The 10,886-nt window shown below is 69.6% G+C and carries 9 protein-coding genes; 4 read left to right on the forward strand and 5 right to left on the reverse strand.

What is annotated here, in order from left to right:
- Window positions 1-407 precede the first annotated feature (407 nt).
- Both B3E43_RS08200 and truA read left to right on the forward strand, forming a co-directional pair.
- The gene (locus tag B3E43_RS08200) at window positions 408-1,364 is read left to right on the forward strand and encodes a methionyl-tRNA formyltransferase (RefSeq protein ID WP_292028335.1); all 957 of its coding nucleotides are present in this window, start codon (window positions 408-410) and stop codon (window positions 1,362-1,364) included.
- 10 nt (window positions 1,365-1,374) lie between these two features.
- Window positions 1,375-2,112: a tRNA pseudouridine(38-40) synthase TruA gene (gene truA / locus B3E43_RS08205; RefSeq protein WP_292028338.1), complete on the forward strand. Its 738-nt coding sequence runs from the start codon at window positions 1,375-1,377 to the stop codon at window positions 2,110-2,112.
- Window positions 2,113-2,363: 251 nt separating this feature from the next.
- Here the strand turns inward: truA and B3E43_RS08210 are convergent, their stop codons facing one another.
- Window positions 2,364-2,501 carry an entericidin A/B family lipoprotein gene (locus tag B3E43_RS08210; RefSeq protein ID WP_292028340.1) on the reverse strand — a complete coding sequence of 46 codons (138 nt, stop codon included), beginning with the start codon at window positions 2,499-2,501 and terminating at the stop codon, window positions 2,364-2,366.
- A 98-nt stretch (window positions 2,502-2,599) separates the two neighbouring features.
- Here B3E43_RS08210 and B3E43_RS08215 point away from each other — a divergent pair, with 98 nt between their 5' ends.
- Window positions 2,600-4,261: a thiamine pyrophosphate-binding protein gene (locus tag B3E43_RS08215; protein ID WP_292028342.1), complete on the forward strand. Its 1,662-nt coding sequence runs from the start codon at window positions 2,600-2,602 to the stop codon at window positions 4,259-4,261.
- A 40-nt stretch (window positions 4,262-4,301) separates the two neighbouring features.
- On the forward strand, window positions 4,302-7,217 hold the full coding sequence (gene polA / locus B3E43_RS08220) for a DNA polymerase I (RefSeq protein WP_292028344.1): 2,916 nt from the start codon (window positions 4,302-4,304) through the stop codon (window positions 7,215-7,217).
- Window positions 7,218-7,224: 7 nt separating this feature from the next.
- Here the strand turns inward: polA and B3E43_RS08225 are convergent, their stop codons facing one another.
- The 4 genes from B3E43_RS08225 to B3E43_RS08240 all read right to left on the reverse strand — a co-directional run bounded on the left by B3E43_RS08225 (window position 7,225) and on the right by B3E43_RS08240 (window position 10,552).
- Entirely contained in the window at window positions 7,225-7,935 is a 711-nt protein-coding gene (locus B3E43_RS08225) for an ABC transporter ATP-binding protein (RefSeq protein WP_292028345.1), read from the reverse strand.
- Window positions 7,932-9,137, reverse strand: coding sequence for an ABC transporter permease (locus B3E43_RS08230; protein WP_292028347.1), 1,206 nt, complete (start codon window positions 9,135-9,137; stop codon window positions 7,932-7,934). The genes B3E43_RS08225 and B3E43_RS08230 overlap by 4 nt, the downstream gene beginning before the upstream one ends.
- A 3-nt stretch (window positions 9,138-9,140) precedes the next feature.
- Window positions 9,141-10,214, reverse strand: a complete 1,074-nt coding sequence (locus tag B3E43_RS08235; RefSeq protein ID WP_292028348.1) for an efflux RND transporter periplasmic adaptor subunit — start codon at window positions 10,212-10,214, stop codon at window positions 9,141-9,143.
- 86 nt (window positions 10,215-10,300) lie between these two features.
- On the reverse strand, window positions 10,301-10,552 hold the full coding sequence (locus tag B3E43_RS08240; RefSeq protein ID WP_292028350.1) for a hypothetical protein: 252 nt from the start codon (window positions 10,550-10,552) through the stop codon (window positions 10,301-10,303).
- Window positions 10,553-10,886 lie beyond the last annotated feature (334 nt).

A 10,886-nucleotide genomic window follows, 5' to 3' on the forward strand; every position in this document is an offset into this window, starting at 1 on the left:
CGCCCGCCCCCAGCGCTTGCGAGGCGCCGCAGCAACGCGCCGCTAAGGGTGGAAGCCGGCCGTCGCCCCCCCGCCTGAACCCCGCCCCGTCCCGCCCCCCGCCTTGTCCCCGCCCCGCGCATAGGGCAAAGCGCGGGCATGCGCCTCGCCTTCATGGGTACCCCCGACTTCGCCGTGCCATCGCTGGCCGAGCTCATCGCCTCGGGGCATGAGATCGTGGGAGTCTGGTCCCAGCCGCCGAAGCCGCGCGGGCGCGGCCAGAAGCTGACGCCCTCGCCGGTCCAGGCCTTCGCCGAGACCATGGGCCTGCCGGTCTTCNNCTGGGGACAGGCGGCTCCACCGCACCGGCATCATTCCGGCTGAGCGTCCCAGGAGGGCGGAAGCACTCGCGTGAACCCTGCCGCCCCATGACCCCGCGCCCCCTGCTCTTCGCCTACAGTGAGGTGGGGGCGGAAGCCCTCGCGCTGCTGCTCGCCCGCGACGTCACCGTGGCGGGCCTGGTCACGCACGCCGCCGATCCGGACGAGAACATCTGGTTTCGCCCGCCGGCTGCGCTCGCGCACGAACGCGGCCTGCCGGTGTTCACGCCGGACGACGTCAACGACCCCGCGTGGATCGAGCGCCTGCGGTCGCTGCAGCCCGACCTGATCCTCTCGGCCTATTACCGGAACCTCCTCCCGCCGCGACTCCTCGAGGCGGCGCGGCTGGGCGCGTTCAACCTGCACGGCTCGCTGCTGCCGCGCTGGCGCGGCGCGGCCCCGATCCAGCGCGCCATCATGGCCGGCGACCGCCAGACGGGCGTCCAGATCATGCGGATGTCCGAGGGCCTCGACGAGGGCGCGATCCTCCTGTCGGAAATCCTCGACATCCGCGCCGACGACACCGCCGCCAGCCTCGGCGAGCGGATGTCCCACATCGGCGCCGGGCTGTGGCCCCGGGCGCTGGCCGCCATCGAGCGGGGCGGCGTCGAAGGCACGGAACAGGTCGGCGAGCCGACCTATGCGAAGAAGATCACCCCCGCCGAGGCCCGGATCGACTGGTCCCGGCCGGCGGCGGAGGTCGATGCCCATATCCGCGGCCTGTCGCCCTTCCCCGGCGCCTGGTTCGAGGTTCCCGGCGAGGATGGGCCGGTGCGGATCAAGGTCCTGATGTCGCGCGTCGCGCCCGACGGCGCGGGCGCCCCCGGACAGGTGCTGGACGGCGCCCTGCGTATCGCCTGCGGCGACGGCGCGGTCGAACTTCTCCGGGTCCAACGCGCAGGCAAGGCGGCCCAGTCCGCCGAAGAAATGTTGCGCGGCTTCCCGCTGCCGGCCGGAACGGTGCTCCTTCCCTCAAGCAGCGAGCCGCCGCGCGGCGAGCGATAGGGAAACAGGCATGCCCCGGTACCGGCTCACCCTCGAATACGACGGCTCGGCCTATAACGGCTTTCAGGCCCAGACCGACCAGCCGACCGTGCAGGGCTCCGTCGAGACCGCCATCACCGCCTTCTGCGGCGAGACCGTGCGCCTCGCCGCTGCCGGCCGCACCGACACCGGCGTCCATGCCACCGGTCAGGTCATCAGCCTCGATCTGGAAAAGGCCTGGCCCGCGCAGACAGTGATGAACGCCCTCAACGCCCATCTGGTCGGCGAGGCGATCTCGGTGCTGGACTGCGAGGGCGTCGAGGACGACTGGCACGCCCGCTTCTCGGCCACCGGCCGGCGCTATCTGTACCGCATCCTCAACCGCCCCGGTCCGCCGGCGCTGGACGCCGGCCGGGTCTGGCATATGCGGAAATCCCTCGACGCCGACGCCATGCAGGCGGCGGCGCAGAGCCTCGTCGGCCTGCACGACTTCACCACCTTCCGCGATGTGAACTGCCAGTCGAAATCGCCGGAAAAGACGCTCGATGTCGCCCGTGTCTCACGCATCGGCGACGAGGTGCATCTGGTCTTCGAGGCCCGCAGCTTCCTGCACCGTCAGGTCCGGTCGATGACAGGAACCCTCGCCGAGGTCGGGCTGGGCCGCTGGAAGGTGGAGGATGTGGCGGCGGCCCTGGCCGCCCGCGACCGCGCCGCCTGCGGCCCCGTGGCCCCGTCCACAGGGCTCTATCTGACGGGCGTGGTCTACTAGCGCACGTTCGTCGAAGGTCCGGACCCCTTGTCATCCCGGACGCCGCAAAGCGGCGAGCCGGGACGGTGGAGCCAACCCAATGGCCGTCCCGGAAGCGGCGTCAGCCGCTATCCGGGGCAAGGGTCAGGAGGACGAACTGGTCGCCACCCTGCTCCCGGCTCAGCCCTGCGGGCTGTCCGGGAGGTGAGGAAGGTGATGCCCAGTGCCGTCCCGGCTCTCCGCTTCGCTCCGGCCGGGATGACAAGTTCGACCTAGTTTTTCGCGTCCTCGGCGCCCGCGGCGACCGCGCTGCCCACGGCGGAGACGTCGCGACCGACGCCGGCGACAGTGTTGCAGGCCGAGACGGCCAGGGCGGCGGCGACGAGGGTCAGGGTGATGATCTTTTTCATGGGTGTTCCGTTCCAGGCGTTGAACCTTGGCCATAAACGCAAGCGTGGCCGTGGGGTTGCATGGCCAAGCGGGGGTCTGATCTGCTAACCGCTCCCGCATGAGCCAGCCCGCCAACACCGCCGCCCGCCGCATCGTCGACACCCTCGTCATGAACGGCATCGACCGCGTCTTCTGCGTCCCGGGCGAGAGCTATCTCGCCGTCCTCGACGCCCTCGCCGACGTGCGCGACAAAATCCAGGTCATCGCCTGCCGCCACGAGGCCGGCGCCGCCAACATGGCCGAGGCCTATGGAAAGCTGACCGGCAAGCCCGGCGTCTGCATGGTCACCCGCGGGCCGGGGGCGACCCATGCCTCGATCGGCGTGCATACGGCGCACCAGGACTCCACCCCGATGATCCTGTTCGTCGGCCAGATCGCCCTGACCGACCGCGGCCGCGGCGCCTTCCAGGAGGTCGACTATCGCGAAGTCTTCGGCGGCTTGGCCAAATGGGCCACCGAGATCGAAAGCCCCGAACGCACCGTCGAGGTGGTCGAGCGCGCCTTCGCCACCGCCCTGCAGGGCCGGATGGGGCCGGTGGTCATCGCCCTGCCCGAGGACATCCTCCACGCCGACGGCGGCCCCGCCCCGATCCGTCCGGTGACGCCGGCGAAGGCCGCGCTGGCCCCCGGCTTCGTCGAACAGGTGCGCGCGCGTCTCGCGAAGGCCGAACGCCCCCTGCTGGTGCTCGGCGGTTCCGGCTGGACCGAAGACGCCGCCGCCGCCATCGGCGACTGGGCCGAGCGCATCGGCCTGCCGGTCAGCCTGTCCTTCCGCCGCAAGGACATCCTGTCCAACGCCCGCCCCAACTATGCCGGCGACCTCGGCCTCGGCTGCAATCCGAAGCTCACGGCCCGCGCGAAGGCCGCCGACCTGATCCTCGCCATCGGCGCGCGCCTCGGCGAGAACCCGACCCAGGGCTACACCCTGTTCGACCGCGCCCGCACGGCTGACACCCTGATCCACATCCACCCCGGCGCCGAGGAGCTGGGCCGGGTCTGGACCCCGCTGATCAGCGCCACGGCCGACAATTCCCTCGCCGCCCACGCCCTGTCGGCGATCGATCCCGGCCGCACCTGGCATGACGAGGCCGCCGCCGCCCATGCCGACTACGTGGCCTTCTCGACCCCCGTGCCGGTGACCGGCGCGGTGAACATGAGCGAATGCATGGCGCATCTGCACGACAGCCTGCCGCCGACGGCCATCGTCACAAACGGCGCCGGCAATTTCGCCGCCTGGCTGCACCGCTTCTACCGCCACCGCGCCTGCCGCACCCAGCTGGCCCCGACCTCGGGGGCGATGGGCTATGGCTACCCGGCCGCCCTCGCCGCCAAATCGGTTCATCCCGACCGTGAGGTCATCTGCATCGCCGGCGACGGCGACTATCTGATGACCGGTCAGGAGATCGCCACCGCCGTCCAGTACGGCATCAACGCCGTCGTCGTGGTCGTCGACAACGGCACCTACGGCACCATCCGCATGCACCAGGAGATGCACTATCCGGGCGCGCAGCGGACCATGGCCACCGATCTCGTGAACCCGGATTTCGTCAAATACGCCGAGGCCTTCGGCGCCTTCGGCATCCGCTGCGAGACCACCGCCGACTTCCCGGCCGCCCTCGCCGCCGCCCGCGCCGCCGGCCGCCCGGCCCTCGTTCACCTCATAACCTCGGCCGAGGACATCGCCCCCAACCGCACGATCACCGGCCTGCGAAGCCAGTAGAGCCGGTGACGGCGGCGGCGCGCCCGCCTATGTTCGCCGCATGACCGACGCCGCGCCCGACTCGCCCTCACCCGACGCCTCGCAGGACGGCGCCCCGGAGGACTCTCCCGTCCGGCTGTGGATGATCGACGCCTCGGCCTATATCTTCCGCGCCTATCACGCCCTGCCGCCCCTGACGCGCAAGTCCGACGGCCTGCCCGTCGGCGCCGTCCAGGGCTACTGCAACATGCTGTGGAAGCTGATCCGCGACATGAAGGGCGACGACGGCCCGACCCATCTGGTCGCCGTCTTCGACCATTCGGAGAAGACCTTCCGCAATGAGATGTACGACCTCTACAAGGCCAACCGCTCGGCCCCGCCCGAGGATCTGATCCCCCAATTCCCGCTGGTCCGCGAGGCCACCGCCGCCTTCGGGGTCCACTGTATCGAACTGCCGGGCTGGGAGGCCGACGACCTGATCGCCACCTATGCCTGCCGCGCCCGCGACGCCGGCGGCGAGGCCGTGATCGTCTCGTCCGACAAGGACCTGATGCAGCTGATCGGCCCCTCGGTCGTCATGTGGGACCCGATGAAGGAGCGCCGCCTGGCCGAGGAGGCCGTGTTCGAAAAGTTTGGCGTCACCCCGGACAAGGTCGTCGAGGTCCAGGCCCTGATCGGCGACAGCACCGACAACGTCCCCGGCGCCCCCGGCATCGGCCCCAAGACCGCCGCCCAGCTCATCGAGGAATATGGCGACCTCGACACCCTGCTGGCCCGCGCCGGCGAGATCAAACAGCCGAAACGGCGCGAGACCCTGATCGAATTCGCCGACCAGATCCGGCTCAGCCGCGAGCTCTGCCGCCTCGACTGCGAGGCCCCCGCCCCCGAGCCCATCTCCGACTTCGCCATCCGCGACCCCGACCCGGAAGCGCTCGCCGCCTTCCTCGACAGGATGGAGTTCCGCTCGCTGCGCAACCGCGTCGGCGACGGCAAGGCCCCGGCCACCAACGGCACCGCCTTCGTGACCCGGCCCAAGGTCCCCTCGGCCCCCGTCGCCACGCCCCGCTACGGCCAGATCGCGACCGGCCCGGCGGAAGTGCAAGGCTTCGACACCGACGCCTACACCTGCGTCCAGACGCTCGAAGACCTGGACCGGTGGATCGCCCGCGCCACCGAGGCCGGCGTCATCGGCTTCGACACCGAGACCGACGCCCTCAGCGCCACCCACGCCGGCCTGTGCGGCGTCTCCTTGGCCATCGGCACCAATGACGCCTGCTACATCCCCCTGACGCATGAGCACGAGCCGGCGGCCAACGCCGGCGGCCTCGACTTCGGCGGCGAGACCGAGCAGCGCGAACCCCTCACCCAGATCGACAAACCCGCGGCCCTCGCCCGCCTCAAGACGCTGCTGGAAAACCCCGCCGTCCTCAAGGTCACCCAGAACGGCAAATACGACCTCGCCGTCATGGCCCGGCGCGGCATCCGCGTCGCCCCGATCGACGACACCATGCTGATCTCCTACGTCCTCGAGGGCGGCCTGCACGGCCACGGCATGGACGAGCTCTCAAGGCTCCACCTCGGCCACGACCCCATCACCTTCAAGGCGGTCGCCGGCGCCGGCAAGGCGCAGAAATCCTTCAAACACGTCGCCCTGAAACCGGCCACCGCCTATGCCGCCGAGGATGCCGACGTCACCCTGCGGCTCTGGCGCCTCCTCAAGCCGCGCCTGGCCGAAGACCACCTCGTCACCGTCTATGAGACCCTCGAGCGCGGCATGCCCGCCGTCCTCGCCGCCATGGAACAGGCCGGCATCCGCGTCGATCCCGACCGCCTCAAGCGGCTGTCGTCAGAGTTCGGCCTGCGCATGGCCGAGCTGGAGGCCCAGGCCCACCAGATCGCCGGCCGTCCCTTCAACATCGGCAGCCCGAAACAGATCGGCGACATATTGTTCGGCGAGCTCAACCTGCCCGGCGGCAAGAAGACCGCCAGCGGCCAGTGGGAAACCGGCGCCGCCACCCTCGAGACCCTGGCCCCCACACACGACCTGCCGCGCGTCCTGCTGGACTGGCGCCAGCTGGCCAAGCTCAAGGGCACCTATACCGACGCCCTGATCGAGGCGCTCGACCCCGCCACCGACCGGGTCCACACCAGCTATCAGCTCGCCGCCGCCACCACCGGCCGCCTCGCCTCCTCCGACCCCAACCTGCAGAACATCCCGATCCGCACCGAGACCGGCCGCCAGATCCGCCAGGCCTTCATCGCCGCCCCCGGCCATGTCCTGATCAGCGCCGACTACAGCCAGATCGAGCTGCGCCTGCTGGCCCACATCGGCGACATCCCCGAACTCAAGCGCGCCTTCGCCGCCGGCATCGACATCCACACCGCCACGGCCAGCGAGATGTTCGGCGTCCCGGTCGACCAGATGGACCCCGAGACCCGCCGCCGCGCCAAGGCGATCAATTTCGGCATCGTCTACGGCATCAGCGCCTTCGGCCTGGCCGCCCAGCTGAACATCGGCCAGGGCGAGGCCGGCGACTATATCAAGACCTATTTCGAACGCTTCCCCGGCATCCGCACCTATATGGACGCCACCAAGGCCCAGGTGCGGGAGACCGGCATGGTCAGCACCGTCTTCGGCCGCCGCATCCACATCCCCGCCATCCATTCCAAGTCGGGGGCCGAGCGCCAGTTCGGCGAACGCGCCGCCATCAACGCCCCCATCCAGGGCGCCGCCGCCGACATCATCCGCCGCGCCATGATGCGGATGCCGGGCGCGCTGGTCGAGGCCGGTCTCTCAACGAAGATGCTGCTCCAGGTCCACGACGAACTGGTCTTCGAGGCCCCGGAAGCCGAGGCCGAGCGCGCCATCGCCGTGATCAAACGCACCATGGAGGGGGCGGCGGAACCGGCCGTGGCCCTGACGGTGCCGCTGGTGGTGGATGCGCGGGCGGCGGGGAACTGGGACGAGGCGCATTGAGGGCCGGTTAGCCGGTAAAGCCGTCGACAGGCTCACTGACATTGGACGCCAACCGCCCGTCATCCAGGGTCAATTGCCGGCTGCACCGTTCCGCCACACCTTCATCGTGGGTGCATATCAGGAAGGTGGCGCCGTCATCCCGGTTAACCTCGCGCATGAGATCCAGCACGAGATTGGCGGAGTCCCGATCGAGGTTTCCGGTCGGCTCGTCGGCGATGATGAGGTCCGGGCGGTTCATCAACGCACGGGCGATGGCGACGCGCTGCTTTTGCCCGCCTGAAAGGCGGGTGGCCGGGAAGTCGATACGGTCTTTCAGCCCCACCCGCGTGAGCAGGTCCCGCGCACGCTCACGCATCGCCGGCGATATCCCGCCGGCCGGGGCGGCGGCGGGGAAGGCCACATTCTCCATCGCCGTGAAATCCGGCAGGAGGTGATGGAACTGGAAGACAAAGCCGAGGCGGCGGTTTCGAAACTGCGCCCGCATCTTCTCCGACAGACCGTCCACCCGTTCGCCGCTGATGGTCAGGCTTCCGGCCGTCGGGGCCAGCAGCAGGCCGATGATCGACAACAGCGTCGACTTTCCCGACCCTGACGCGCCCAGCAGGGCGACCAGCTCGCCCTTGTCGAGGGTCAGGTCGATGCCCTTCAGCACGGGCGTTTCCTCGTCGCCGTTGCGGAACGTCTTCTCGATCCCCAGCGCTTCCAGAACTCTCGTCATTGCTGGATCGCCTCCAGTGGATCGACCCTGGACGCCGAGCGCGCGGGAAGGATGGAAGCCACCACCGCGCCGAGGGTGGTGAGGACCAGGGCCCAGACATAGCCGCCCTGTTCCGGCGCGATCGGCAGGATGGATGTGCCGTCGGGCCTTGTGATGCCCTCGATCCAGATACAGAGGCCATAGCCCGTGGCGCAGCCGATCAGGGCGCCGATCAGGCCGATCAACAGGCCCTGAAGGACGAAGACCAGCAGAATGAAGCGGCTCGGCACCCCGAACGCCCGCATGATCCCGACCTCGCTCCGGCGCCGGTAGGCCGAAAGAACAAGGGCGCTGGCCACGCCGATGATGATCGAGATCAGCGAAAAGACCTGGATCATGGTGCCGGTCCGCCCCTGGGCCTGCAGGGCGTCCTCCAGCCCGAGATTCTTCTCCTGCCAGGGCGTGGCGCGCAGACCGGTCGCCTCACCCAGGAACCGGGCCTTGGCGCGGGCGGCCTCCGGGTCGTTCAGCTTGACCTCGATGTTCGTCACACCCTCGGGCAGGACGAAAAGCGGCCGGGCGGTCTGCAAGGAGACGAAGGCTATGCGCTCGTCCAGACTCTGGACGCCCGTGCGGAACACACCCTTGACCGTCAACTGTCGGTCCACGCCACGCTCGGTCCGCAGCAGGACGGACTGGCCGGCGCCAAGCCCCAGTTGTTCGGCCGTCCGCACACCGATCAACAGACCGTCAGCCCCCAGGTCGCCATCGCCCTCAATGATGTTCGGGCTGATCTCGGAGATGGCGTCGATGCCCTGTGGCTCCAGCCCGATGATCGATACGGGCCTCACGGCCTCGGCCTTGACGAGAAAGGCGCTGCCGGAAATCCGGGCGCTGATGGCGGTCACCGCAGGATCGGACCGCAGGAGCTCGACCACCATCGGCCAATTCCGGATCTGCTCCCGCTGGAAGGTGGAAACCAGCGCCACGGATTCGACCGGCAGGTCCGGCCCCGCCAGGACCCGCGCAACACGCGTGGGCGGCTCAAGACTGATGTGGGCGCTGTCGCCCGTCACCTGTTCGGTCAGCAGCGTGGCCAGGCCGGCGATCAGGGCGGTGATGAAGACGAAGACCGTGACGCCAAGCGCGACGCCCGTGATCAGAAGCAGGGTCTGTGACGGGCTGGAAAAAAGATACCGACGCGCGACCAGCAGGACGAACATGGGTCATCCACCCGACATCGGCGCCACGGGACGGATCCGGGCGCCGGGGCTTGTCGAACCGGGATCCAGCACGACGCGGTCGCCCGGTCTCAACCCGGTTTCGACAATCGCGTTGACCGAAGGCCAGCGCGCCATGGTGATCGGTCGAAGCCGAACGATATTGTCCGCATCCACCACATAGACCTTGGCCGCAGCCGAGGCGTCCACCACGGCGCTGCGCGGCACGACGATCGCACCCTCGCGCTGATCCACGACGATGGTCACGTCTACGGAGCGGCCCGGCGGAAGATCCGGCCCGCCGTCCGCCGATAGCCGGACCATGCGTCCGCCGGTGCTGGAGTCCACCTTCGGCGAGACCTCGGTGACCCGGGCCGAAAAGATGACGGTGGATCCGGACAGTGCAGCACGGGCCATCTGGCCGGGCCTCAAAGCGTCGGCATAGGCCTCCTCGACCTCGGCGCGTATCTCGACGCCGGTCGCCGAGCCCAGTTCGAACAGGGTCTCGCCGGCCGCCACCACCTGGCCGTTGTCGATCGGACGAACCAGCACAATACCGGCCATCGGGGCGACGATGGTGAATGCCCGCGCTCGCTCGGCCGACGCGCGCACGGCGGCAGAAGCGGCCGCGACATTGGCCTCCGCCGTGTCGAGCGCTGCACGCGCGGCGTCGAGCGCCGCCCTGGCGGCAAAGCCTCGCTCGTACAGGGTCCGGGTGCGTTGATGGCTGAGCCGCGCTTCCCTCGCCTCAGCCTCGGCGGCGCGCAGCCGGGCCACATCCGCCTCGGTCTGCGCCTGTTCGACCGCCGCGAGAATGACTGCCAGGGGGGCTCCCGCCGCGACCCGGTCTCCCTCATCCTGAAACAGACGAGTGACCTGGCCGGGGTTGGGCGATGAGACCTGCACCAGCTGCGCCGAGCGTGCGCGCCCGACCACTGACAGGGCCTGCTCGACCGTCCGGGGTCTGATCTCGAGAACGGCGACCTCGGCAGGGCGTCGGGACAGGGCGACTCCCGCCACGACCGCAATGACCAGCACCAGGCCGATCGCGTACAAGACCGGTTTGGAAATAGCCCGCATGTCGTGATCTTCCCGGCCGCGACGCGACACCCTGTTCCTGCGCGACTGACCGTCGCTATGCAAGGTCGCAGAGCCGTCCCGGGGCTTCAGACACCCGGCGAAAGCGCCGACCTGCCGACGCCGGGCTCAACGTCGATGATCGGGACCAATCGGGAATGGGACCGCCATCCCACCGCCCGCAGCTCCATCCGCGCCGCCTGTTGCAGGATGGCTCCGGGGCAGGCGCGTTCGATCTCGGACAGCAGGGTGCTGATGCCGGCGCGGCCATCGGCGCTGGTCAGGTCGAGGCCCTCCAGGGCCTCCAGCAGGCGGGCGGCGATGCGGTCTTCGGCACGCATGATCTCTATTCCTCGCAATGAACCGCCGACCCGGGACGATCCAGCCAATTGGAGGAGGCGGAGTCAATCGGAATGTTCCCTTTTTGTTCTTTTGACCCACTGCGGCGTTCACAGGTCCCTTGTCATCCCCGCCGAAGCGAAGCGGAGAGCGGGGACGGGACAGCGCTCAATGTCTCACTCCCGGACAGCCCGCAGGGCTGAGCCGGGAGCAGGGCGGCGACCAGCGCGTCCTCCTGACCCTTGCCCCGGATAGCGGCTGGCGCCGCTTCCGGGACGGTCGTGGGGTTGCGACCACCGTCCCGGCTCTCCGCTTCGCTTCGGCCGGGATGACAAG

The sequence above is a fragment of the Brevundimonas sp. UBA2416 genome, assembly GCF_002343105.1.
Classification (GTDB): domain Bacteria; phylum Pseudomonadota; class Alphaproteobacteria; order Caulobacterales; family Caulobacteraceae; genus Brevundimonas.

Bases quoted from the DNA above. Each gene is read 5' to 3' on its own strand.
- B3E43_RS08210 (WP_292028340.1), bottom strand. From the start codon at position 2,501: ATGAAAAAGATCATCACCCTGACCCTCGTCGCCGCCGCCCTGGCCGTC.
- B3E43_RS08235 (WP_292028348.1), bottom strand. From the start codon at position 10,214: ATGCGGGCTATTTCCAAACCGGTCTTGTACGCGATCGGCCTGGTGCTG.
- polA (WP_292028344.1), top strand. From the start codon at position 4,302: ATGACCGACGCCGCGCCCGACTCGCCCTCACCCGACGCCTCGCAGGAC.
- B3E43_RS08200 (WP_292028335.1), top strand. From the start codon at position 408: ATGACCCCGCGCCCCCTGCTCTTCGCCTACAGTGAGGTGGGGGCGGAA.
- B3E43_RS08225 (WP_292028345.1), bottom strand. From the start codon at position 7,935: ATGACGAGAGTTCTGGAAGCGCTGGGGATCGAGAAGACGTTCCGCAAC.
- truA (WP_292028338.1), top strand. From the start codon at position 1,375: ATGCCCCGGTACCGGCTCACCCTCGAATACGACGGCTCGGCCTATAAC.
- B3E43_RS08215 (WP_292028342.1), top strand. From the start codon at position 2,600: ATGAGCCAGCCCGCCAACACCGCCGCCCGCCGCATCGTCGACACCCTC.
- B3E43_RS08230 (WP_292028347.1), bottom strand. From the start codon at position 9,137: ATGTTCGTCCTGCTGGTCGCGCGTCGGTATCTTTTTTCCAGCCCGTCA.
- B3E43_RS08240 (WP_292028350.1), bottom strand. From the start codon at position 10,552: ATGCGTGCCGAAGACCGCATCGCCGCCCGCCTGCTGGAGGCCCTGGAG.